Genomic DNA, 24,567 nt, shown 5'->3' on the forward strand with positions numbered 1-24,567 from the left:
CATTTGGCGATCGCACCAGCTCAAGCGTTATCGGTATCGTGCTGCGATAACTTCAGCTTGAGCGAAGAAACCAAAGACTAAATCCCTTCCCTCGGGCTTACCGGGTTATCGTCAGCGATGTTTGACGAGGCATTTTCATGCCTGTAACTCTTGAGTAAGTTCACAATGAGCACATTACTAACTGCACAATCTCTTCATGTTGATACGGCGTTTGGCCCGCTGTTCACAAACCTCTCCTTTACCCTGAAAAAAGGCGACCGTATTGGCCTGATTGGCTATAACGGCTGCGGCAAAAGTACTTTGCTACAGGTGCTGGACGGCACTGTTGACCCCACTTCGGGTAACGTGTCGCTGGCTAATCATTGCCTGATGGCGCGTGTAGAACAACATCTCCCGGATACGCTGTTAGCGCAGCCTCTACTTCAGGTGGTGCTGGCAAAACTTCCCGCTCTTGACCGTGAGAACCAGTGCTGGCAAGCGGAGCGACTGCTGGCGGAGATGGGCTTTACGCCAGCGGAAGCACAGCAGCAGGCGTCAACCCTGAGCGGTGGTCAGCATACCCGACTACTGCTCGCCAGGGCGTTGATTCAGCAACCGGATCTGCTATTGCTGGATGAACCGGGAAACCATCTCGATCTGCCGACCCTCCTGTGGCTGGAAAGCTTCTTGCAAACCTGGCAGGGGAGTTTCGTTCTGGTGTCGCATGACAATCCGTTATTGGATGCTGTAACTAATACCAGTTGGATCTTGCGTGACAACACCTTGCACGCCTTCTCCCTGCCCTGTAGCGCCGCCCGTCAGGCGCTGGAAGAGCAGGACGCCAGCGACGCGCTGCGTCATAAAGCGGAGCAAAAAGAGATCGACCGCGTCGCCGCCAGTGCCAAACGATTAGCTATCTGGGGCCGGACGTACGATAACGAAGATCTCTCACGCAAAGCCAAGCAGATGGAGAAACAGGTACAGCGCCTGAAGGAGAACCAAACCGATCTGACCGCCGGAACACCATGGCGGCTGGCGCTGCACGGCGACGCGCTGCGGGCAGACCGACTGCTGGAGATAGAACAGCTCCCTGTTCCGCCAGCGCCGGGGCTGCCCGCACTGTTCACTGCGGGCCTGGCTCGCCTGAAAAGCGGCGACCGGGTGGCGATTATGGGGCGCAACGGCTGCGGTAAATCCTCACTGCTGCGTCTGCTGTGGCGGCATATGCAACAGAACACAACGGAGAACGGTTTACGTCTGCATCCGCGACTGAAGCCGGGTTATTACGACCAGACCCTGCATCAGCTTGCCGATGACGTCACTCTTCTTGAGGCACTGGGGGCTTTTGAACCGGCACCGGAAGTGCGCAAGCGAGCGCTGATTTCCGCCGGATTCAACTGGGTGCGTCACGGGCAAAGCGTTAGTACCCTAAGCGGTGGCGAACGTTCACGACTGCTGTTTGTTGGCCTGTCGCTGGCCTGCTATAGCCTGTTGTTGCTGGATGAACCAACGAACCATTTAGATATCGATGGCAAAGCGGCGCTGGCAGAAACGCTGCTCGATTATCCCGGCGGTTTGCTGTTAGTCAGTCATGACCGGCAGTTAATCGACAACAGTTGCAACCGCTTCTGGCTTATTGATGAAAATGGGCTTAGCGAATGGAACAGCGCCGATGAAGTCTATGAAAATCTGCGCGCCGCCGTTCGTCGCCCGATGGAACAGGCAGCGACAGCACCCACCATCGAACCTGAAGAGGGTAACGATGCGCTGCTGGAACGGTTAGTGATGCTGGAACAACTGTTGGCTGACGATCTGGCCCGCAAGCCAAAACATCAAAAACCGCAGTTGCAAGCGCAATGGCGTGATGAGATTACCATGTTGAATGCGTTGTTGGCCTAAACCCAAACTATCCCGGCTTACGGCATATAAACCTGAGCCGGGATCTAAAGTCACAGGCATTCACTGAGGTCTGTGGCTTTATTTTATTGCGGGTTTTTCTCTTTCCAGGCGTCCCATGCCGATTTAATCTCCTGCTTCGCGGCAGCGGCATCGTTAAACCCGTTTAGCTCAACTTTTTTACGGCCATCCGGCAGCTGTTTGTAAACGCGAAAGAACGCCTCCAGGCGCTCCTGCTCAATTTTTGGCAGGTCGCTCACGTTTTTGATGTCATCGTAGGTCGGGTCGATTTTACTCGCCGGAACGGCAATAATTTTGTCGTCCTTCTCGCCGCCATCAATCATCTTCAGTACGCCAATCGCACGCAGCTTAATCAGCGTTCCCGGTGCCATTGGCGCACGGGTATAAAACACCACGTCCAACGGGTCACCGTCTCCAGCCAGAGATTGGGTCAACGAACCGTAGTTAGCCGGATAGGCTACCGGCATTGACTGGAAACGGTCAGCAATCAAAAAGCCCGTTTTGGCGTCCGTCTCATATTTAATAATGCCGCCCGCCGGAATTTCGGTTACTGCATAAAACTCTTCGGGATTGTTTTTCGGCTGCGGAAAATCCAGAACGTTTTGCGCCTGAGCGGCAGCAGTAAACAGAAGACCTGCGGCAAGGATAGTTTTTACCAGATGCATTGTAATATCGCTCTATCGTTATATACCCGTCATACTTCAAGTTGCATGTGCGTTGGCTTTCCTCGCTCACCCCAGTCACTTACTTCAGTAAGCTCCTGGGGATTCTCTGCGTCGCCGCCTTCCTGCAACTCGAATTATTTAGGGTATAAGAAATTGAAAAACAAAACGATAAAGTGATTTGATGAATTAAATATGACGTTAATTTTTCATTACGATGAACGCTAACCTCTAAAAATCCCCGCTGCGAATATACGAATTGCTTTTTATGCAAATGCTTAGCGTAAATCCTTATTTCCTTTGTCAAAACGCGCGCCCGATGATGGCAACACAATAGATAACAAAGGAATTCACCATGCAAACCCGTTTTCGCCTGCCCGCGCTGGCGGCACTTATTTTAGCCGGCACCTTTTCCGTGTGGGCCGCCGACACGCCGGTTAAAGGCGGCACGCTAATTTATCTGGAGCAACAACCGCATACCAATCTTTATCCGCCAGCCGGAGGGTTCTATCCCAACGGCGGTATTCTTAACCAAATAACCGATAAGCTCACCTGGCAAAACCCGAAAACATTACAAGTCGAACCGTGGATTGCCGAAAGCTGGAGTGCTAACGCCGATAAAACCGAATATACCTTTAAGATTCGCCCTGGCGTCACGTTCTCTGACGGCTCGCCACTGGATGCCAATGCGGTAGCAAAAAACTTCGACACCTACGGTCTGGGAAATAAAACGCATCGCCTGCCGGTGTCTGAAGTGATTAATAACTACGACCACAGCGAAGTTATCGACCCATTGACGGTCAAGTTTTACTTTAAAAAACCGTCACCGGGCTTTTTGCAGGGCACCGCCACTATCGGTTCCGGGCTGGTCTCTCTCAGCACCCTCGCACGTAATTTTGAAGAGCTGGGCGACGCACGCCATATTATTGGCTCCGGACCGTTTACCGTTAAAGATGAAAAGCCGGGGCGCGAACTCACCCTGGTGGCGCGTAAAGATTATCAATGGGGGCCGAAAAACCTCGCCCAGCAGGGGCCAGCCAATCTCGATGGCATCACCTATATCGTGACGCCGGAAGATAGCGTGCGCATTGGCGCGCTATTAGCAGGCCAGGCCGATTTTATCCGTCAGGTCCAGGCCTATGATGAAAAACAAGCGATCAATCAGGGCTTTAAAATCTATGCAGCGCCGACGCGCGGTGTTAACGACAGCCTGAGCTTCCGCCCGGATAACCCGCTGGTCGCCGATCTGCGCGTCCGTCAGGCGCTGCTGCATGCCACCAACGCCAAACAGGTAGTTGAAACCCTGTTCTCCGCCAACTATCCGCAGGCCACCTCCGTCATCGCCACCACGGCGGCGGGCTACGTTAATCTCAGCGATAAACTGGCGTTCGATCAGAGCAAAGCAAAACAACTGCTTGATGACGCTGGCTGGAAACCCGGTGCCGACGGCATTCGGGTGAAGGATGGGCAGCGCCTGGCATTAACCGTCTATGAATCGCTGCCGCAACCGCAAAACAAGGAAGTGTTGCAACTGGTCGCCCAGCAGTGGCGTCAGGTTGGCGTCGCACTGGCGGTAAAAGCCGGTGATGCCGGCAGCCATACGCTGGATAACCTTGACCCGCAGAAAACCCCGCTCACCGTATCAGAAGTAGGCCGCGCCGACCCGGACGTGGTCAAAAGCATGTTCTTCCCCAATAATCGCGACGCGCTGCTGCAAAAAGGCGGCTCCAGCGACAAGGTACAAAGCTTCCGCGACGATAAACTCAACGCGCTTTTGACCACCATTTCCGCCGAAGTCGAACCGCAAAAACGCCTCCAGCTTACCGGCGATGCCCAGCGCTATCTGCTCGATAACGCCTACGTGATCCCCATTTTTGAAGAGCCGCAGGTCTTTGCCGGCGCGCCGTGGGTAAAAGGCGTCAGCTTTGAAGCGGTAGGCCGCCCGTCGTTCTACGGCGCGTGGCTGGAAAAACACTAAGGAGCATGCGATGAGCCATTATCTTCTGCGGCGTTCAGGACAGGGATTACTGGTGCTGTGGGCGGCGTTTACCCTTTCTTTCGTGCTGCTGCAGGTGCTGCCAGGGGACGCTGTACTGATCAAGTTTCAGAATCCGGACCTCGGACTCAGCCCTGAACAAATCGCCGAAATGCGCATCGCTTATGGTGCCGACAGCCCTATCTGGAAACAGTATTTCCATACTCTGTTCGCCATGTTGCAGGGAGATTTTGGCTATTCGCTACAGGCGGGCATGTCGGTCAGCGCGCTTATCGCCAGCAATCTGCCGGAGACGTTAAGCCTGGCGTTGCCCGCCTTTGTTCTGGCGGTATTGCTGGCTTTCGCCCTCGCCTTTGCTTCACGGCTGCCGGGCCTGCGCTGGTTAAGCAACGCTCTGCAATCACTGCCGGTACTGTTTATCTCACTGCCAACGTTCTGGCTGGGGATTGCTCTGATTCAGCTTTTCTCATTCCAGTTGCGTTGGATCCCGGTTATCAATCCGGGTCCGATTGAAGGCCTGATTCTGCCAATCATTGCCGTAGCCATCCCCATTTCCGCCCCGCTGGCGCAAATCCTGATGCGCAGTCTGGATCAGGTTGCCGCGCTGCCGTTTGTCGCCGTCGCTCGCGCCAAAGGAATGAGTGAGACCGGCGTCCTGTGGCGGCACGTCATCGGCAACGCCCTGCTGCCGGTGCTCAATATTGCAGGTCTGCTGTTGGGGGAACTTATCGCCGGAGCGCTGATCACCGAAACCGTGTTTGGGCGCGGTGGACTCGGTTTGCTGACTCAGCAAGCCGTTAATAATCAAGATATCGCCGTGCTTCAGGCGGTGGTGATGATTTCCGCCCTAGGTTTCGTTCTGATTAATCTGCTGGTCGATCTACTTATGCCGCTGTTCGATCCGCGCCTGAAAACTGTTATTGGAGGTGCAGTATGAGCCTGGTTGATTACGCTACCGCCGCTCGTCGCAGAACGACAAACTGGCGCTCGCTGCGCTTGCAGCCCGGTTTACTGCTAGCCTGGACGGTGATGAGCGTGGCCATAGTGATGGCGCTCGTTCCGCAGCTATTTACCGCTTATAACCCCCTGGAAGGTTTTCCCGGCGCACAGCGTTTAGCTCCGCAGGCCGGTCACTGGCTGGGAACCGACCAGTTGGGCCGCGATCTCTGGAGCCGCATTGTCTATGGCGCAGTGCATTCGCTTTGCGCAGCGCTGGCGGCGGTAGCCATTGGTCTGGTTGTCGGCACCGCGCTAGGCACCCTCGCCGGGGCGCTGGCGGGACGTGTTGAATCGGTGGTTATGCGCCTGGTCGATGTTCTGTTGGCGATCCCCTCTTTATTACTGTCGCTCACGGTCATTATCCTGCTCGGCTTCGGCACGCTCAATGCTGCAGTGGCGGTTGGCGTCGCGGCGATAGCCAGCTTTGCCCGTCTGGCGCGAGCGGAAGTGGTGCGCGTACGCCACAGCGATTTCGTTGAAGCAGCATACGGCAGCGGCGGCACCTTTTTCGCCGTCTTCTGGCGGCATATTCTGCCCAACTCACTCACCGCCGTTCTGGCCTTCGCCACCCTTCAGTTCGGTCAGGCGATTCTCGCGCTCTCGACCCTCAGCTTTCTCGGCTACGGCACACCGCCGCCGGTACCAGAGTGGGGATTACTGATTGCCGAAGGCCGCAACTATCTCTCCACTGCCTGGTGGTTAACTACCCTTCCCGGCATCGCGGTGATCGCCGTCGTGCTTGCCGCCAACCGCATTAGCCAGCAATTTAGCGGAGAACGCCGATGAATGTTTTAACCGTAGAAAATCTGCGCATTAGCTATCGTTCACAGCGTGAATGGCGCGAAGTGGTGCACAACGTCAGTTTTAACGTTAAACGCGGCGAAATGCTGGCGTTCGTCGGGGAATCCGGCTCCGGAAAAACCACTACCGCTCAGGCGATTATTGGCCTGCTGGCAGATAACGCGCGCCGGGATAGCGGGCGTATCAGCATTAACGGTGAGGATATCAGCAACTGGTCCGCAAAACGCCTCGATGGCCTGCGCGGCGCGCGGATTAGCCTGGTACCTCAGGATCCGGGAAACTCTCTTAACCCGGTCAAAACTATCGGCGCGCAGGTGGGTGAGATCCTGCGGCTGCATCAAAAAAGTAGCACTGCTGAGCGCAAAGAGCAGGTGCTGGCGCTGTTGACTAAAGTCGGTTTGAGCCACCCGGAACAACGCTTTGATCAGTACCCCCATCAGCTTTCAGGTGGCATGAAACAGCGGGTATTGATTGCCATCGCGATTGCGCTAAAACCTGATTTAATCATCGCCGATGAGCCGACCAGCGCCCTCGACGTCACGGTACAAAAACGCATTCTTGACCTGCTCGATACGCTACGCAGGGAGTCCGGCACGGCGGTACTGTTTGTCACTCACGATCTGGCGTTGGCGGCAGAACGCGCCGACCGCCTGCTGGTCTTCCGCCACGGAGAGATTCAGGAGCAAGGCGCAACCGGCGATGTGGTACGCACGCCGCAGCACGCCTATACCCGCCAGTTGCTCAGCGATCTCCAGGGATCGACGCTGGCCATAGCCCCAACTTCCGGGCGCATCCTGGCGACACCGGCAATTCGCGTTGAGGGCATCAGCAAACGTTTCTCATTGGGTCATTCATATTTACAAGCGCTGGACGCCGTGAGTTTCGAGGTTAAACGCGGTAGCACTCATGCGCTGGTTGGTGAGTCTGGTTCCGGCAAAACCACCCTCGCGCGGATCCTGCTGGGGTTTGAAAAGGCCGATATTGGTCATGTCTCTATCGATGGTATTGATGCCGGGCATCTCAGCCGCGAGGCGCTGCGCCAGCTGCGACGCAAAATCCAGTTCGTCTACCAGAACCCCTTTGCCTCGCTGGATCCGCGACAAACGCTATTTGAGATTATTGAGGAGCCGTTAAAAAACTTTGACCGTCTGAATGTCGAAGCAAGACGTCAACGTGTGGAAACAGTCGCTGCCCGGGTAGCGTTAGCACCTGAGCTGTTAGCCCGTACCGCTCGCGAGCTTTCAGGCGGCCAGCGCCAGCGGGTCGCCATCGCCCGCGCCTTAATCCTTGAGCCGACGATCCTCGTGCTGGATGAGGCAACGTCCGCACTGGACGTCACCGTACAGGCGCAAATTCTGGCCCTGTTGCAACAGCTTCAACAACAGCTCGGGCTGACCTATCTGTTTATTACTCATGATTTAGCGACGGTACGCCGTATTGCCCACAGCGTCACGGTACTGCGGGCTGGTCAGGTTGTTGAACACGGCGAGGTCAGCCGACTATTTGCCGCCCCACAGCATGACTATACCCGCGAGCTTATCGCCGCTATTCCCTGGTTTTCATCGCCGAGCAAGGAGGTCGCATGACCCGCAAACGACTGGGATTTTTCACCCGCCTGTTAGATAACGCCACGCCGAAAGAGCGTTACCGGCTGGCCACCGAGCAAATTCGCCACGCCGAGCGCCTGGGGTTCGATAGCGCCTGGATTGCCCAGCACCATTTTCATGAACATGAAGGCGGCCTGCCGTCACCGCTGGTGTTTATCGCCCACGCGGCGGCGCATACCCAGCACATTCGTCTGGGAACCGCCATTATCACTCTGCCGATGGAAAACCCGCTGCGGGTAGCCGAAGATGCCGCAGTGCTGGATCTGTTAGCTGATGGTCGGCTGGAGGTGGGCTTCGGCTCAGGCGGAACCCCCACCTCGTTCCTGCCCTTCGGACTGACAATCGATCAGCGCAGCACGGTGTTTAGCGAGCATTTGCATTTGATCCAAAGCGCCTGGCGCGGCGATTCGCTATCGCATCCGGATAACCATCTTTACCCTCAGGCGCCGCAGCTTGCCGAACGCATCTGGATTGCGACATTTTCCATTGAAGGCGCCGTTCGCGCGGCTCAGTCCGGGCACGGATTAATGCTCTCGCGAACGCAACCGCGCCCATCAGGACAATCCTCGCTGCCGCTGGATGCCATTCAAAATCCGATTATCGATGCTTACCTTGCGGCGCTGCCTGCAGGTGTTGAGCCACGAATACTCGCTTCACGCACCGCGTTCGTTGCCGATAGCCAGGCGTATGCGCTGGAAGTAGCGGAACCCGGTTTACGCCAGCAGGCCACGCAGCATCGGGCCGCAGGTCATGAGATCATTGGTGACACTGTCACTGATTATTTGTCCCAGCTTGACGCCCACGTTGGCGATGCAGAGCATGTTGCCGCTTCGCTGGCGCGTGATAGCGTGCTGCAGCGGGTTACCGATATTTCATTCCAGGTGCATTCCGTTGAACCCTCGCACCGCGACACGCTTCGTTCCCTTGAGCTGATCGCTCAGCATATTGCCCCGCAGATACGATAAGGAGTCACCATGACGTTAAGTCAGGATATTTTGGCTGAACTGGCAGAGATTGCCCCAAATTCCGCTTTAGCGGCGGCGCGCGCTGTGCGCGAGGCAGCAACCCGCCACGCGCAGGGAAGTTACGAAGCGCTGTTTAGTCAGCAGGATAACGATTTTCCATTGGACGAGCGTTTTGCCATTGCTGCGAAAGTGGCGAAACTGCACCAGGCCGATGCGCTGGCCGCCCACTATGCCGGTTTTGGCATTGCCGACCCCACGTCACCTCGACTGACCCCGGCGCTGGCCTTCGCCCGACTGTTAACATTTACTCCGGTGGAAGCCACACCGTCGGCACTGGAGGCCTTGATCCGCGCCAGATGGAGCCTGCGCGGTATTGTGACGCTTGCCCAGCTTATCGCCTTCGTCAGCTTCCAGAGTCGGCTGGTCAATGGGCTACGTCTGCTTAACGGAAAAGCCACCACCGTCGCGGAAACCCCGGTAGTAGCGGGCTTCTGGCACACCGCACCGCAGACCATTAGTGGTAAGAGTGCACCGGTACATTTCACCCGCGATGAGTTGCACTGGGAACCATGGCTGGCTGCCAAACCGCTGGCGGAATTTACGCCGGATGAACAAGCGCTGCTGGCGAAATTTGGCCATAGCGATTCGCCCTATTTTCGCCTGTTGGCGCGCAACCAGCCGGTACTGGAACAGCGTACATTAACCGATAAAGGGATTTTTTATACCCCCGGCGGCCTGCCTCGTGCTGAACGAGAACTGGCGGCGACGGTAGCGAGCAAAATCAACGGCTGCATCTACTGCGCCTCGGTGCACGCTCGCAAGGCTGCACAGCTGGCGAAAGATGAAACGGCAGTTGAAACGCTGCTGGCAGTGACGCCGGGAGAAAAGCTGAGCGACGGGCAGACGCCGCGCTGGCAGGCGCAAATCGATTTCGCCGCCGCGATTTCCGTTACCCCTCCTGCGCTCGCCATCAGCCACCTAACGGCAATTGAACAACAGGGGTTGGATACGCTGGCGCAGCTGGATTTGCTGCAATCGGCAGCCTTCTTCGCCTGGGCCAACCGTTTAATGTTAACCCTCGGCGAACCGTGGCAGGCGTAATCGCGACGGAATCAATCAGACCAAACGCTGCTGATAGCGGGCATAAATCAGCAGCGAACTGAGTGCCAAAAACGAGAGTAGCGCGGCCGGTAAAGCAACGGAGCTCCAGCCAAAACCGACCGTCACCACCATCCCGCCGAACAGCGCCCCTATGGCGCTGCCGAGGTTAAAAGCGATTTGTCCGCCCGCCGCCCCCAACATCTCGCCGCCTTTGGCATTTTGCAGCAGCAGGATTTGCAGCGGCGCTGCCAGGGCAAAAAGCGCTGCGCAGCAAATAAATGCCAGCGTTAATGATGCGGCTTTATTTTCACCGAACAGAAATATCAATAATAAAGTGGCGACAATAATCCCATCCGTGACGGCGGCAATACGTAGCGGGCTATAGTGGACGGAAACTTTACCGCTGAACAAATTGCCTAATACCATTCCCAGGCCCACCAGCATCATAATAAATATGACGGCACTCTCGCCAAAACCGGAGACGTTAATCATAAACGGCTTAATATAGCTAAACCACGCAAATACTCCGGCATTGCCGAACATGGTGGCGGCAAAAATAAGCCACGGCCCAGGAGATTTCAAAAAATGGAATTGCTCGCTCAAGCGCGTCGTTGATTTATCAAACAGCGTGGGAACCCACCAGGCAATAGACACCAGAACCGCAATATCAAAGACTGCAATCGCCAGGAAGGTGTAGCGCCAGCTGAACTGATGACCAAGCCACGTCCCGGCGGGAACGCCAAGCAAATTGGCGACCGTCATCCCGGCGATCATCCCCGCTACCGCCGCAGTGACCTTCCCCGGAGGAGCGGTTTTCGACAGGATGATTGCCCCCACGCCGAAAAATGCACCGTGCGGGAAGCCGGAGATCAGGCGACCCAGCGCCAGCATCGAATAGCTGGCGGACAAGGTAAATATGGCATTACCGATAACGCAAAGGGCAACCAAAAACAGCATGACCGACTTTAACGAAAAGCGGCTGGAGAATAACGCCATAATCGGCGCGCCGATGACCACGCCAAAAGCATAATAAGAGATCATATTGCCTGCGGCGGGAATGGATATGCCGACATCATGAGCGATTTCAGGTAATACGCCCATAATGCCAAATTCCGCCATGCCGAGTCCGAAAGTGCCCAGCGCCAATGAAAAAATTGTTTTTTTCATACATCTGTTACAGGAGTGAAAAGACGGCCGGCATTATTGACTATTCGACACCAGCAAACCAGATAAAAACGCGCGACGGGGGTTTTATCCATATAACAGCTCGATTCGTTCATGCGAAGCCCGGACGGGCCGCGTGAAAATGGTTTAAATGCCAGCGTCCAGCTCTAAAAATCAGTGGGCTCAAACGGTTAAACGCCCCCTTGATCTCAACTTAACTTAAGGTTGTAGAGTGTCCTCCCTCAGCAATCCACAGAGTGAGAAAAGCATGCAACCTGTTGATGTCGGCTTCACCCATGTCGCCTTTACCGTTCGCTGTCTGGCAAGCAGCATTGATTTTTATACTCGTTATACCGCAATGACGGTTATCCACCAGCGCGAGCCTGACTTGCCCTCAGCACGTAAGGTGGCATGGCTCAGCGATCGTACCCGACCCTTCGCGCTGGTGTTGGTGCAGAGCGACGAACCGGCCGATACACCGCTGGGTCCCTTCGGCCACCTCGGCGTCGCCTGCGCCACTCGGCAGGAGATTGACAACAAAGTCGCCGAGGCGCGACGTGAAGGCGTCTTACGCCGGGAACCTGAACAGGCGGGCGATCCGGTCGGGTATTTCGCCTTCTTTGCAGACCCTGACGGCAACACCCTCGAGCTTTCATGGGGGCAACAGGTCGGCCTTCAGGTCATCAATGGCGGGGTTCCTGCCTGAACGACGATACGGTCGCCCGGCCGTATCATAACGGGCAATATTTCCCGCCGCCTTGCCGCTGAACGATTACACTTCAAAGAGATATCACGGCAGCACGGAGAATCGAGATGGGTAATAAAAACAGCGGCAAAGCGTCCGATACGGTCATGAAGGTCGCTCCGCTCGATAATAAAGAGTATGAAAAGGCATTGCGTCGGCTACATGTTGAGCTGGTGAAGTTACAGCGCTGGGTGGTGCATAAAGGGCTGAAGGTGTGCATCGTCTTTGAAGGCCGCGACGGCGCCGGTAAAGGCGGTACGATCAAAGCGATAACCGAGCGCGTCAGTCCGCGAATTTTCCGGGTCGTCGCCTTACCTTCGCCAACCGAGCGCGAAAAGAGCCAGCTCTATTTCCAGCGCTACATCAAGCATCTACCTGCCGCTGGCGAGATTGTGATTTTCGACCGCAGTTGGTACAACCGTGCAGGCGTTGAACGCGTGATGGGGTTTTGCACCCCCGAAGAGGTGCAAAAGTTTCTCGAGGGCGCGCCGATGGTGGAACGCGGCATGGTGGAATCCGGGATCATCTTGCTTAAATACTGGCTGGAGGTAACCCCGCAAGAGCAAGAACGCCGTCTGCGCGACCGGATCGACGACGGACGCAAAATCTGGAAGCTCTCGCCGATGGATATTAAATCCTTCAATCGCTGGGACGACTATACCGAAGCCCGCGATGCGATGTTTGCCGCCACGGATACAGCCTGGGCGCCGTGGTTTGTCGCCCGCTCGGAGGACAAGAAACGCGTGCGCCTGAATATTATTACCCATTTGCTTTCACAAATACCCTACGAGTCTCTGCCCGTGGAACACGTTACTTTACCAAAACGCAAAATAGGCAAAGTTAAACCAACCAATTTTCCTTTCCGTTTTATTCCTGAAGAATATTAATTTCCCCCGCACCTCTGCGCAGAGTTCTCCCTGTGCAGAGGGTTATTACGATAACCGTTAATATTTCATTCTGTTGCTTTACGCTGGAAGCCGTCTCGCAAAATAAAAAACAAAGTTAATAATAGTGTTTATCTCTAAGTTTGGTGGAGTAATAATAAGGATATCAACAGAAAGGAGTCGATAATGAAGAGCAACGCGATGAACAAAAACAGGACTGGCGAGCATGATGCATCAACTCAGTCTGCCTCATCTCAAAAGACATCTTGCGAAACGGACAAGCAGAAACGGAACAAAGAATTCATTAATTCAATGAATGATTTTATTGCAAAGAATGGGACCATTACGGATGATGAATTTTTCAGGGTGTTTTAATGCTTAAACAATTTAATGTATATCGAAATTGCTCCATGCAAACTAATAAAACACTGCCTTATTATATGATAGTGCAGAATGATTATTATGCTGATCTGGCAACCAGAGTCATCATACCTTTAATGCGAACCCAGTTGTTACCTTATTGGCACCAGCATGTCGCGCCAAAGGTTAATATAGAATTCGAAACTTTATTACTTTGCACGCCAATGGTGACTAACTTAAATAATAAAAAAATACAGCAGCAAGATTTCGTCTGTAACCTGAGCAATGCTCGCCAGGGGGTTATTGACTCTATCGATACCCTGATTACAAATTGCTGATAACCTTAGACCCGCTCCGTCATCACCGGAGCGGGGAACCATAGCTAAGTCTTACTTCAGCCCTTCGCTAATCTCTTTTTTCGCTTCCAGACGCTCCACGTCGCGATACCAGCGCGGATGATGCTTCTTCGCCCAGCGGCGACTCACCTTCCCTTCGATCATTCCCTTAATCGATCCTTTAACCCAGAATGCCATATACATGTGGATTAGAATCGCATGAATGAGAATAATCGCCGAGGCCGCGTGGATCAGCAGGCTATAGCGAATCACCTGAATCGGGAAATAGTGGGCAAAATAAGGCCGCCAGATAATTACACCGGTCGCCAGCAGCACAAAGATCATGCTCATAATGGTCCAGAACATCATTTTCTGCCCGGCGTTATATTTCCCCACCCGCGCCACTTTATGCTCGTTGCCTTTCAGTACCTCAACAATTCCCTTCAGCCACGGAATATCCTGTTTATCAGGAATATTGTGATGGACGAAACGCACGAACATAAACATCAGGGCGACGAAAATCAGCACGCCAAAGAACGGATGCAGAATACGGCCCATTTGCGGCGTACCGAAGGTTTCGGTCAGCCACTGCAGCGTCGGGAAGAAAAACGAAATCCCCGACAGCGCCACCAGGAAGAAGCAAATCACCACCGTCCAGTGACAGGCGCGGTCGATAAACTTCGTGCGCACAATCATTTTCGATTTACTCATCATGCTCCTCCTCATCGTCATCCACTTCCTTGTTCGGCCCAATCCCGATGTAGTGATAGATCAGCCCGGCAAAGGTGGCGATAAAGCCGACGGCGGAGAGCGGCTTCAGCGCTCCTTTCCACAGATTGATCGAGGTATCGATCTGCGGCGCTTTCGGCAGGTTATGGTACAGCTCCGGCTGGTCCGCATGATGAAGCACGTACATCACGTGAGTACCGCCAACGCCCGGCGGGTTGTAAACCCCGGCGTGGGGATAGCCGCGCTTCTTCAGCTTTTCCACACGCTCGTGCGCCACTTCCAGCATCTCCTTCTTGGTGCCGAAATGAATCGCGCCGGTTGGGCAGGTTTTCACACAGGCCGGTTCCTGGCCGACGCTGACCCGGTCAACGCAAAGCGTGCATTTATAGACCCGGTTATCCTCTTTGTTGAGTCGCGGGACGTTAAAGGGACACCCTGCGATGCAGTAGCCGCAGCCGATACAGTTCTCCTGCTGGAAGTCGACGATGCCGTTAGCGTACTGAATAATCGCCCCTGCGGACGGGCAGGCCTTCAGGCAGCCCGGATCCTCACAGTGCATACAGCCATCTTTACGAATCAGCCACTCCAGCTTGCCGTTCTGCTCGGTTTCGCTAAAACGCATCACCGTCCAGGACTTAGCGCTGAGATCGGCGGGGTTATCGTAAACCCCGACGCAATGCCCAACGTCATCGCGGATATCGTTCCACTCGGAACAGGCCACCTGGCAGGCTTTGCAGCCGACGCAGGAGGAGACATCGATCAGCTTTGCCACTTCCGCCTTAAAATCCCGCGCCCGAGGCGCAGGCGTGATCGGGTTGGTGGCGGAGCGTTTAATGATGTCCTGAGTTTCCATCGCCATTCATTCGCTCCTTACGCTTTCTCGATGTTGACCAGAAACGCCTTGTACTCCGGCGTTTGCGAGTTGGAATCACCCACGTTCGGCGTCAGGGTATTGGCGATGTAACCTTTGCGGGCCACGCCTTCAAAACCCCAGTGCAGCGGGATCCCGACGGTTTCCACCTGCTGACCATTAACGTTGAGCGTTTGCAGACGGCGGGTCACCACCGCCACGGCGCGAATAAAGCCGCGCTTGCTGCTGACCGTCACCCGATCGCCGTTGGCAATCCCCTTCGCGCTCGCCAGGCCTTCGCTGATTTCGACAAACTGTTCCGGCTGCGCAATGGAGTTGAGCAGCGCATGTTTGGTCCAGGTGTGGAAATGCTCGGTCAGGCGATAAGTGGTACCGACGTACGGGAACTTGTCCTTCTGACCTAAACGCAGGGCATCTTCTTCATACAAGCGCACCACCGGACTGGAGATGACGTTCGGATGCAGCGGGTTGGTACCCAGCGGCGTTTCCATCGGCTCGTAGTGCTCCGGGAACGGTCCTTCAGCTAGCTTATCCAGCGCAAACAGGCGGCCAAGACCTTCCTGCTGCATGATAAACGGCCCGGTTTTACTGCCCGGCGGCGCGGTATTGAAGTCCGGAATATCATTCCCGACCCATTTGCTGCCGTTCCACTGGATCAGCATCCGTTTCGCATCCCACGGTTTACCGTTGATATCTGCCGAGGCGCGGTTATACAGCACGCGGCGGTTGAGCGGCCACGCCCATGCCCAGCCCAGCGTATTGCCAAGCCCAGACGGATCAGCGTTATCGCGGTTGGCCATCTGGTTGCCCTGCTCGGTCCAGCTCCCGGTGTAGATCCAGCAAGACGAGGCGGTGCTACCGTCATCACGCAGCAGCGCAAAGCTGTTCAGCAGTTGACCCTTCTTCGCCAGCAGTACACCGTTGGCGTCGTATAGATCTTCCAGTGCATAGCCGTTGTTCTCTTTGGCGATCTCTTCCGACTCCGGATGATCCGGCTGTTTATAGTTCCAGCCCATCTTCATCAGCGGCTCGACGCCTTTGCCGCCTTCAGTGCGATACATCTCACGCAGACGATGATAAATACCGGCCAGAATTTCGCCGTCGTTACGTGCTTCGCCCGGCGCATCCTGCCCCTTCCAGTGCCACTGCAACCAGCGCCCGGAGTTGGCGATCGAGCCATCTTCTTCGGCAAAGCAGGTGGACGGCAGACGGAATACTTCGGTCTGAATCGCCGCCGGGTCGACATCGTTAGATTCGCCGTGGTTTTGCCAGAAGGTCGATGTCTCGGTGACTAATGGGTCAATAACCACCATGTACTTCAGTTTGCTCAGGCTACGGACAACTTTGTTTTTGTCCGGGAATGAGGCCACCGGGTTGAAGCCCTGGCAGATATAGCCGGTGACTTTACCGTTATCCATCATATTGAAATACTTGATAACGTCGTAGGCCTGGTCCCACTTCGGTAGCCAGTTAAAACCCCAGTCGTTCTCCCTCTGCGCCGCATCGCCATAGAAGGATTTCATCAGGCTGACAAAGAACTTCGGATAGTTGCTCCAGTAGTTCACCTGATCGGCAAGCGTCGCTTTTGGCGTATTCGCCGCCAGATAGCTTTGCAGGCTCGTCTGTTTTTCAGATGGCAGCGTCAGATAACCGGTCAGACTGGTCGAGAGCAGACCTAAATCGGTTAATCCCTGGATATTGGAGTGGCCACGCAGCGCGTTCACGCCGCCGCCCGCCATGCCCATATTGCCAAGCAGCAGCTGGATCATCGCCATGGTGCGAATGTTCTGCGCCCCAACGGTATGCTGCGTCCAGCCCAGCGCGTACAGGAAGGTGGTGGTTCTATCCGCTGCGCTGGTTGAGGCCAGCACTTCGCACACTTTGAGGAAATCGGCTTTCGGCGTGCCGCAGATGTTCTCCACCACCTCCGGCGTATAACGGGAAACGTGCTGTTTCAGCAAGTTCCACACGCAGCGCGGATGTTGCAGGGTTTCATCGCGCATGGCGTAGCCGTTTTCGTCGAACTGATAGTTCCACGACGATTTATCGTACTGACGTTTTTCAGCATCGTAGCCGCTGAACAGGCCATCCTCGAAACCGAAATCTTCGCGAATCAGCAGGTTAGCGTTGGTGTAGTGTTTAACGTACTCCGTATTGATTTTGTTATTTTGAATCAGGTACAGCAGAACGCCCGACAGGAAAGTAATGTCGGTACCAGAGCGAATCGGCGCATAGATATCAGCCACCGACGCCGTGCGCGTAAAGCGCGGGTCAACGACGATAAGCGTCGCATCGTTGTTGTTTTTCGCTTCCATCGCCCAGCGGAATCCCACCGGATGGGCTTCAGCGGCGTTACCGCCCATTACCACCACGACGTTAGCGTTTTTGATATCAACCCAGTGGTTGGTCATCGCACCGCGACCAAATGTTGGAGCAAGACTTGCTACCGTTGGTCCGTGTCAGACGCGCGCCTGGTTGTCTACCGCCAGCATGCCGAGAGATCGCACAAACTTCTGCGTCAACATGCCGGTCTCATTGCTCGCTGCGGATGCGCACAGCATGCCGGTGGAAAGCCAACGGTTAACCGTAACGCCCTGATCGTTTTTCTCAATAAAGTTGGCGTCACGGTCGGCTTTCATCAGCTTGGCGATGCGGGTAAATGCCTCATCCCAGGAGATGCGCTGCCATTTATCTGAACCCGGCGCGCGGTATTGCGGATAGCGCAGACGGTTTTCACTATGGACGTAGTCCAGCAGACCCGCGCCTTTCGGGCATAGCGCACCGCGGCTCACCGGGTGATCGGAGTCCCCTTCAATATGGTAAATCGCTTCTTTCGCGTTTTTCGCGCCGTCGCCCAGGCTATACATTAATAGCCCGCAGCCGACGGAGCAGTATGTGCAGGTGTTGCGGATCTCTTTCGCACGCAGCAATTTATAGTTGCGCGCCTGAGCCAGAGCCATCTTGGGCGCAAAACCCAAAGCAGCGACTGTTGTTCCAGCCATACCGCCTGCGCAGATTTTAAAAAACTTTCTGCGGCTGACGTCCATTATTCCCCTCCATGCGGGATGTTTATTCATCGCGGAAGGGAAAACTAACAGCAAAGCCCCTGTTTTATTTGCGTCAAATCAATGTCCAAAACGCACGCCCCCTTAATAGTCAGCGACGTCGAATTTCGTTACTCCATTAGTATTAAGCGTTACGGAAAATATCCACAAAGAAGCAATAAAAAGTGTTATAAAAGCCGACTGCGTTTGAATCAACATCAGGTTAAATATGGAGAAGAAGAGAGCTACGCTGATTGGATTCGCCGCCATCATTCTCTGGAGTACGATGGTCGGGTTGATACGCGGCGTTAGTGAAGGGCTTGGGCCGGTGGGCGGTGCGGCGATGATCTACAGCCTGAGCGGCATTTTGCTGATCTTTACTGTCGGCTTCCCGCAAATACGCCAAATCCCCCGCCCCTACTTACTGGCGGGCAGCCTACTGTTCGTCAGCTATGAAATTTGCCTGGCGCTGTCGGTAGGATTAGCCGGAACCCGCCAGCAGGCGATTGAAGTGGGAATGGTTAATTACCTGTGGCCCAGCCTGACCATCCTATTTGCCATTCTGTTCAACGGACAAAAAAGCAGCTGGCTGGTGATCCCGGGGTTATTGCTGGCTTTATTTGGCGTTAGCTGGGTATTAGGCGGTGAGCACGGTCTGAATATCGATGAAATAATCAGCAACGTAGTCTCCAGTCCGCTGAGCTATATTCTGGCCTTTGTCGGTGCGTTTATCTGGGCGGCCTACTGCACGGTCACCGCCAAATACGCAAAAGGCAAAAACGGCATTACCCTGTTTGTCCTGCTCACCGCCCTGACCCTGTGGCTGAAATTCCTGTTCAGCGAGCAGCCGCCGATGATCTTTAGCTGGCCGGTCATCATCAAGTTAGTCACCCTGTCAGTCGCGCTAGGATTAGGATACGCGGCGTGGAACGTTGGGATCCTGCATGGCAACGTTAGCCTGTTGGCCGCCGCCTCCTACTTTACCCCGGTACTCTCTTCGGCGCTGGCAGCGATGTTGCTCAGCGCCGCGCTGTCGTGGTCATTCTGGCAGGGAGCCGGGATGGTGTGCATCGGCTCCCTGCTCTGCTGGCAGGCGACCCGGCGCTAACCTCTTATTGACTCGTGGCAAACACTGTTTGCCGCGAGTCATTACATACTATTTTTTAGCCATGTAAATTTCGTAGTATCGTTTTTCTTCTTTTTTTTGATAATAGCTATATGACGCGATGACAATATCTTCATCATTGTATTTCAGATAATAAGGCTTGCTCATTTCTTCGATCGGCAATATACGTTGGGTAGTCTTGTTTTTTATATCTGTTTTCCAGATGCAGGCATATGCCCCCTCGTTATCAAAATAAAATGATGAGTCATCCCCCCAAACATAATTACGCATATAGCCATAATCATTATTTACTGAGGTATCACCCTGGGCTAAAAATACGTTAATTCCCTGGTCAGGTTTATCGGCTGGGAAATAGAACATACCTTCATCTTTTTCACCTTTGTAGCCGTCTCGCGAAGCCAAACGCCATTTCCCATCTGGAGAGACCACTGTGCTGGTACATTCTTGTGTTTCACAGTAGCCAATCCAGGCTTCTTTTTGAACGCTGGAAGCGCTCTGCGTGGCGCGTTTTACCTGTTCAACGCTATTAGTTGCAATATCCATCTTATAGGTATCGACGGTATAGTCTGTACCTTCCCCGGATTCCGGGTCGGGGCGCTGGAAAACGGACCAGATAATATCATCCGTGCTTTCTGGTCGGTATTCAACGGTAAAATCATCAGCATGCGAAAATGAATATCGGGCTACCGTCTCCGCACCCTGAGCATCACTCACGCGGACGATATAGTTTACCCATACATCTTCTACCCAACCTGAAACCAGAAAAAAGAGAACAAGATCTCCGTTTATCACTCTGTGCGTCAACACTTGCCATTCAGGGCTGTTTATGCCGTATTTTGATGAGGAGATAACATAGTCAGGAACAATTAACTTAACTCGCCAGCGGTCCTCTGTCAGCGTAAAGCCATATTTATTGGTTAAATCTTTTGCCATCGGCGGATCAAGAGAATCGCCATCGCGGTCAAAAACTTCATCAATGCTCTGATAAGGTAAAACAGCAGTTAATGCTTTGTTCCTTTCAACATATATCTGCTTTATACAATCAATATCGTCTGCGCATTGATTTCGCTCTTTCACCCATTGACGTTGTTGCTTGTATAAAGTGCCATGATTAACGCTATTCTCCAGAGCTGAACTAAAAAATTTATTTAAAGCGTTATCGATACCGGAAAGATAAGAATCATTACATATGGCTAATTCTGTTGCGTTAAGATTTTTTATTGAACAATCAAACCCTGCGGCACATACCGGTAACGATGTTATAAATATCCCGAATCCACAGAGTATTTTTCTTGAGTTATTGGTAATACCCATCAATTTCATTATAGAGTTCCTTTCGTATATCTATGTTGTTTTTGTGTATCCTGCGATCCCCAATATTAGCTAACACATTACGATAGCAAACGACAGTGTAAAACCCATCCACAAAGAAAAATCAGAAAAACGCGGTATAAATAAAAGCCGGAGAATAGCTCCGGCAAAAGGAATTAATTCAATTCCGGCGCTTTCGCCAGGCTGCGCCAGATACCTGCCGTCAGCAGTAAAAGTAGGACGCCGGCCGTCGCCAGTACGATGCTGTGCGAGCTGATAAACGCCGTCTTCGCCGCCTCAATCAGACTCTGCGCCGGAATGGCGGGCATCGACTGCGCCAGCTTAATCGCCTCGCTAATCGATGATGACGCCTGCTCTGCCGCCGCACCGTCCATGCCCGTCGGCAGAATAATTGACGACGTGTAGCTACGAGTCAGGATCAGGCCAAATAGCGCAATCCCCAGGCCTGCGCCCAGCTCGTAGGCCATAGTTTCAATGGCTCCTGCCGCTGCGGCTTTCTCTTTCGGCGCGGCGGCCATAATTGCTGAACTGGACGCGAGCAGCGCGCTGGCGACGCTGAAGCCCAGCAGCGTCATCAGCCCCCAGGCCTGCCATTGCTGAGTGCTGAAATCGGTCATCGACAGGCCGAGGAAGCTCAGGGCGCTCAGCAACATGCCGCCGGTCGCCACCTCGCGCAGCCCTAATCGTGACACCAGCATCCCGGCAATCGGCCCGCTAAACCCGCTCGCCACCATAACTGGCAGCATAAATAACCCGGCCTCAAAAGGCGTTTTGTTATGCACAAACTGTAACTCCTGCGCCATCAGCAGCTCGAAGCCGACCAGGGTAATCAGCGCCGTCATCGCCATCATCACACCACTTAAAATAATGCGGTGGGTAAACAGACGCATATCGACCATCGGGCGTGCCGCTGAGAGCTGTTTACGCACAAACCAGGTCAGCATCGCCGCGCCAGCAATCGCCACCAGTCCGGTTATCCACAGCGCCATTTGCCCTTTCAGCGCTGTTTTGGCGCTAAATACCAGCATCAGTATGGCGGCAATAAGGATCAACGCCTGGAATAAATTGAGCGGCTGTTCACGACGCGCAGGCTGGCGTGGGACCACTTTGGCATTAATTGCCATCACCACCAGCACGATCGGTACGTTGATCAGGAATACCGAGCCCCAATAGAAATGCTCCAGCAGTATGCCGCCGACCAGCGGGCCAAATGCCGCACCACCGGAGCCGACCGCCGCCCACAGGCCAAGCGCCATGTTACGATGACGGGCTTCCGAGAAAGTGCTACGGATCCCGGCAAGCGTTGCCGGGACGATCATCGCGGCTCCTACCGCTAACAGCGCGCGGGAAGCAATTAGCGTCGCTGCCGTAGGTGAAAACGCCGCCGCCAGCGATGCCACACCAAAAATACCGCTACCGAGCAGCAGCAGCCGTTTGAAGCCGATTTTGTCGCCCAGAGCGCCCATCGGCAGCACCATACCGGCCATCACCAGCGAATAGATATCAATAATCCACAGCAGCTCATTGCCGCTGGTTCCCAGCGCCACGCTTAGCGTCGGCGCAGCCACATGCAGTACCGTGGCGTCAATCGCCACCGGAATATAAACCAACAAAATCGCCATCAGCGTCAACCATTGCCGAGACATGCTACTTTTCCTCAATGTTGAAAATTGGACATTTGTCCAGGATGGCGATCCTGCCGTAATGTTGAACGAGTGTCCAATTTTTTGTTACTATCGCCAAAAAATCAGGGGGCACGGAACGTTATGAGCTATTTAAATCGCGATGCGCGTCGGGAAGTCATTGTGCTGGCAGCCATGCGCGTGGCGCTAAGAGGCGGACTGGGCGCGATGACCGTTCGCCAGATAGCGGCTGAGGCTGGCGTAGCTGCCGGGCAGTTGCATCACCACTTCACTTCCACTGGCGAGTTAAAAGCCCATACCTTTGTGCGCCTGATCCGAGAAATGCTCGATATGCCGCTGGTCAGCAATGATGCCAGCTGGCGCGAGCGCCTTTTTTCAATGATCGGGAGCGATGACGGCAGGCTTGAGCCCTATATTCGCTTATGGCGCGAAGCACAACTGCTAGCCGACAGCGACAGCGATATCAAAGGCGCATACCTTTTAACCATGAGCATGTGGCATGAAGAGACGCTGAAGATTATCCACGGCGGAATCGAGGCGGGTGAGTTTCAGCCCAAGGACAACGCGGAAAGTATCGCCTGGCGGCTGATCGCCCTGGTCTGCGGTCTCGATGGTATTTACGCATTGGGGATGCAGGAAATTGATGATGCCACCTTCAATCGTTATATAAACTATTATATATCGATGGAGTTATTTTAATTCAACGTTACATTCTGTAACAAATAATCGCCCCCTATTATTCGCGCGTCTTCTTATGACGCGCTTTTCTTATCTATTCTTCAATCATTACAACGGATAAAAAAACCACCTCTGCATACAGTATTTTCTTAATTTACTGTTTTTACTTATTTATTCTTTTCACTGAATACTGTTCATTCGAGGGCAATATGTCGACAGAAAATGAGAAGAAGAATCATTACCTTTTAAAAGAGTGGAAGCCAGAAAACGCGGCATTCTGGGAAAATAAGGGAAAGAAAATAGCGCGGAGGAATCTTTGCATTTCCGTGGCCTGTCTGCTACTCGCCTTTTGCGTCTGGATGTTATTTAGTGCCGTCGCGGTCAATCTCAATAAAGTCGGATTTAATTTCACCACCGACCAACTCTTTTTATTAACCGCCCTGCCTTCACTATCTGGCGCAATATTACGCGTCCCCTACTCCTTTATGGTACCTATATTTGGCGGGCGCTACTGGACGGTATTAAGCACGATTATTCTGGTGGTGCCCTGCATCTGGCTGGGAATTGCTATTCAAAATACCGCTACTCCATTTTGGGTATTTATCACAATTGCCCTGCTGTGCGGTTTTGCTGGCGCTAACTTTGCTTCCAGCATGGGAAATATCAGCTTTTTCTTTCCCAAAGCCAAGCAGGGCAGCGCGCTGGGGGTGAACGGCGGGCTCGGCAACCTCGGCGTCAGCGTGATGCAAATGATTGCTCCGGCGGTGATCTTCCTGCCGATATTCGCGTTCCTCGGCGTTCACGGGGTTCCTCAGGAGGATGGTTCCACGCTGGCGCTGAGCAACGCCGCCATCATCTGGGTACCGCTGCTGGTTATCGCCACCATTGCCGCCTGGGTAGGCATGAACGATATCGCCAGCTCAAAGGCATCCATTCGCGATCAGTTGCCCGTTCTGAAGCGACCGCATATGTGGCTGCTGAGCCTGCTCTACCTCGCGACTTTTGGCTCCTTTATCGGCTTTTCCGCTGGTTTTGCCATGCTGGCAAAAACGCAGTTTCCGGAGGTTAACATCCTCAAGCTGGCCTTCTTCGGACCGTTTATCGGCGCGCTGGCCCGTTCCTTTGGCGGCATTATCTCCGACCGTCTCGGTGGCGTCCGGGTTACCCTGATCAACTTTATCCTGATGGCGCTATTTACCGGCCTGCTGTTCCTCACCCTACCTGGCTCCGGTTCCGGCAGCTTCCTCGCCTTTTACGTGGTGTTTATGGGGTTGTTTCTGACCGCCGGTCTCGGCAGCGGCTCCACCTTCCAGATGATCGCCGTGATCTTCCGTCAAATCACCATCGAGAGCGTGAAAAAGCGTGGCGGTAGTGACGAACAAGCCCAGCACGAAGCGGTGACCGATACCGCAGCGGCGCTCGGATTTATCTCCGCCATCGGTGCGATTGGTGGCTTCTTTATCCCAAAAGCCTTCGGTACGTCGCTGGCAATGACCGGATCTCCGGTCGGGGCCATGAAAGTGTTCTTTGTCTTCTACGTCGTGTGTGTGCTGGTGACGTGGTTGGTCTATGGCCGACGCACACCAGCAAAAAGATAACGAGAAATTTGCCGGATGGCGGCTAACGCCT

The 24,567-nt window shown here is 54.1% G+C and carries 21 protein-coding genes; 14 read left to right on the forward strand and 7 right to left on the reverse strand.

Going from position 1 to position 24,567, the window contains the following annotated elements:
- Positions 1-165: 165 nt before the first annotated feature.
- Positions 166-1,878 (forward strand): ABC-F family ATP-binding cassette domain-containing protein, encoded by a 1,713-nt coding sequence (locus QVF11_RS25655; RefSeq protein WP_287860378.1) that lies wholly within the window; start codon positions 166-168, stop codon positions 1,876-1,878.
- Positions 1,879-1,961: 83 nt separating this feature from the next.
- Here the strand turns inward: QVF11_RS25655 and QVF11_RS25660 are convergent, their stop codons facing one another.
- On the reverse strand, positions 1,962-2,561 hold the full coding sequence (locus QVF11_RS25660) for an inorganic diphosphatase (RefSeq protein WP_112214217.1): 600 nt from the start codon (positions 2,559-2,561) through the stop codon (positions 1,962-1,964).
- A 352-nt stretch (positions 2,562-2,913) separates the two neighbouring features.
- Here QVF11_RS25660 and QVF11_RS25665 point away from each other — a divergent pair, with 352 nt between their 5' ends.
- From QVF11_RS25665 to QVF11_RS25690, 6 genes are read left to right on the forward strand one after another with little or no spacing between them, the layout of a single operon-like run.
- Entirely contained in the window at positions 2,914-4,536 is a 1,623-nt protein-coding gene (locus QVF11_RS25665; protein ID WP_287860381.1) for a TIGR04028 family ABC transporter substrate-binding protein, read from the forward strand.
- Positions 4,537-4,546: 10 nt separating this feature from the next.
- Positions 4,547-5,491, forward strand: coding sequence for an ABC transporter permease (locus QVF11_RS25670; protein ID WP_287860383.1), 945 nt, complete (start codon positions 4,547-4,549; stop codon positions 5,489-5,491).
- Positions 5,488-6,339 carry an ABC transporter permease gene (locus QVF11_RS25675; protein ID WP_287860385.1) on the forward strand — a complete coding sequence of 284 codons (852 nt, stop codon included), beginning with the start codon at positions 5,488-5,490 and terminating at the stop codon, positions 6,337-6,339. Before QVF11_RS25670 ends, QVF11_RS25675 begins: the two co-directional genes overlap by 4 nt.
- Positions 6,336-7,940 carry a dipeptide ABC transporter ATP-binding protein gene (locus tag QVF11_RS25680; protein ID WP_287860387.1) on the forward strand — a complete coding sequence of 535 codons (1,605 nt, stop codon included), beginning with the start codon at positions 6,336-6,338 and terminating at the stop codon, positions 7,938-7,940. The genes QVF11_RS25675 and QVF11_RS25680 overlap by 4 nt, the downstream gene beginning before the upstream one ends.
- The gene (locus QVF11_RS25685) at positions 7,937-8,926 is read left to right on the forward strand and encodes a putative FMN-dependent luciferase-like monooxygenase (RefSeq protein WP_287860389.1); all 990 of its coding nucleotides are present in this window, start codon (positions 7,937-7,939) and stop codon (positions 8,924-8,926) included. Before QVF11_RS25680 ends, QVF11_RS25685 begins: the two co-directional genes overlap by 4 nt.
- Positions 8,927-8,935: 9 nt before the next feature.
- The gene (locus QVF11_RS25690) at positions 8,936-10,027 is read left to right on the forward strand and encodes an alkylhydroperoxidase domain protein (RefSeq protein ID WP_287860391.1); all 1,092 of its coding nucleotides are present in this window, start codon (positions 8,936-8,938) and stop codon (positions 10,025-10,027) included.
- Positions 10,028-10,042: 15 nt separating this feature from the next.
- On the opposite strand, the gene araJ is transcribed toward QVF11_RS25690, so the two are convergent.
- Entirely contained in the window at positions 10,043-11,194 is a 1,152-nt protein-coding gene (gene araJ, locus QVF11_RS25695; protein WP_287860393.1) for an MFS transporter AraJ, read from the reverse strand.
- A gap of 265 nt (positions 11,195-11,459) precedes the next feature.
- Between araJ and QVF11_RS25700 the strand changes: the two genes are divergently transcribed.
- From QVF11_RS25700 to QVF11_RS25715, 4 genes are all read left to right on the forward strand, one after another.
- Positions 11,460-11,897, forward strand: a complete 438-nt coding sequence (locus tag QVF11_RS25700; RefSeq protein ID WP_112214225.1) for a VOC family protein — start codon at positions 11,460-11,462, stop codon at positions 11,895-11,897.
- Positions 11,898-12,004: 107 nt separating this feature from the next.
- Complete coding sequence (gene ppk2 / locus QVF11_RS25705; RefSeq protein ID WP_112214226.1) at positions 12,005-12,823, forward strand: polyphosphate kinase 2; 819 nt, start codon at positions 12,005-12,007, stop codon at positions 12,821-12,823.
- Between the two features lie 183 nt (positions 12,824-13,006).
- Positions 13,007-13,195 (forward strand): hypothetical protein, encoded by a 189-nt coding sequence (locus tag QVF11_RS25710; protein ID WP_287860394.1) that lies wholly within the window; start codon positions 13,007-13,009, stop codon positions 13,193-13,195.
- Entirely contained in the window at positions 13,195-13,518 is a 324-nt protein-coding gene (locus tag QVF11_RS25715; RefSeq protein WP_287860395.1) for a CcdB family protein, read from the forward strand. The genes QVF11_RS25710 and QVF11_RS25715 overlap by 1 nt, the downstream gene beginning before the upstream one ends.
- Before the next feature lie 51 nt (positions 13,519-13,569).
- On the opposite strand, the gene fdnI is transcribed toward QVF11_RS25715, so the two are convergent.
- From fdnI to fdnG, 3 genes are read right to left on the reverse strand one after another with little or no spacing between them, the layout of a single operon-like run.
- The gene (gene fdnI / locus QVF11_RS25720; RefSeq protein ID WP_287860406.1) at positions 13,570-14,226 is read right to left on the reverse strand and encodes a formate dehydrogenase-N subunit gamma; all 657 of its coding nucleotides are present in this window, start codon (positions 14,224-14,226) and stop codon (positions 13,570-13,572) included.
- Positions 14,219-15,103 carry a formate dehydrogenase subunit beta gene (gene fdxH, locus QVF11_RS25725; RefSeq protein ID WP_112214227.1) on the reverse strand — a complete coding sequence of 295 codons (885 nt, stop codon included), beginning with the start codon at positions 15,101-15,103 and terminating at the stop codon, positions 14,219-14,221. The genes fdnI and fdxH overlap by 8 nt, the downstream gene beginning before the upstream one ends.
- A gap of 11 nt (positions 15,104-15,114) precedes the next feature.
- Positions 15,115-18,162, reverse strand: coding sequence for a formate dehydrogenase-N subunit alpha (gene fdnG, locus QVF11_RS25730; protein WP_287860396.1), 3,048 nt, complete (start codon positions 18,160-18,162; stop codon positions 15,115-15,117).
- Between the two features lie 226 nt (positions 18,163-18,388).
- Here fdnG and yddG point away from each other — a divergent pair, with 226 nt between their 5' ends.
- Positions 18,389-19,267 carry an aromatic amino acid DMT transporter YddG gene (gene yddG, locus QVF11_RS25735; protein ID WP_112214229.1) on the forward strand — a complete coding sequence of 293 codons (879 nt, stop codon included), beginning with the start codon at positions 18,389-18,391 and terminating at the stop codon, positions 19,265-19,267.
- Positions 19,268-19,315: 48 nt separating this feature from the next.
- Here the strand turns inward: yddG and QVF11_RS25740 are convergent, their stop codons facing one another.
- Together QVF11_RS25740 and QVF11_RS25745 are read right to left on the reverse strand one after the other, a co-directional pair.
- A complete protein-coding gene (locus QVF11_RS25740; RefSeq protein ID WP_287860397.1) occupies positions 19,316-20,608 on the reverse strand; it encodes a lysozyme inhibitor LprI family protein in 1,293 nt (430 codons plus the stop codon).
- A 164-nt stretch (positions 20,609-20,772) separates the two neighbouring features.
- Positions 20,773-22,263: an MFS transporter gene (locus QVF11_RS25745; RefSeq protein WP_287860398.1), complete on the reverse strand. Its 1,491-nt coding sequence runs from the start codon at positions 22,261-22,263 to the stop codon at positions 20,773-20,775.
- A 120-nt stretch (positions 22,264-22,383) separates the two neighbouring features.
- On the opposite strand from QVF11_RS25745, the gene QVF11_RS25750 reads away from it, so the two are divergent.
- Both QVF11_RS25750 and QVF11_RS25755 read left to right on the forward strand, forming a co-directional pair.
- Positions 22,384-22,959, forward strand: a complete 576-nt coding sequence (locus QVF11_RS25750) for a TetR family transcriptional regulator (protein ID WP_142513845.1) — start codon at positions 22,384-22,386, stop codon at positions 22,957-22,959.
- Between the two features lie 188 nt (positions 22,960-23,147).
- Positions 23,148-24,536, forward strand: coding sequence for a NarK family nitrate/nitrite MFS transporter (locus QVF11_RS25755; RefSeq protein WP_287860399.1), 1,389 nt, complete (start codon positions 23,148-23,150; stop codon positions 24,534-24,536).
- Positions 24,537-24,567: the final 31 nt, after the last annotated feature.

Origin of the sequence: Klebsiella sp. (genome assembly GCF_027492335.1) — a bacterium.
Taxonomy (GTDB): Bacteria; Pseudomonadota; Gammaproteobacteria; order Enterobacterales; family Enterobacteriaceae; genus Klebsiella; species Klebsiella huaxiensis.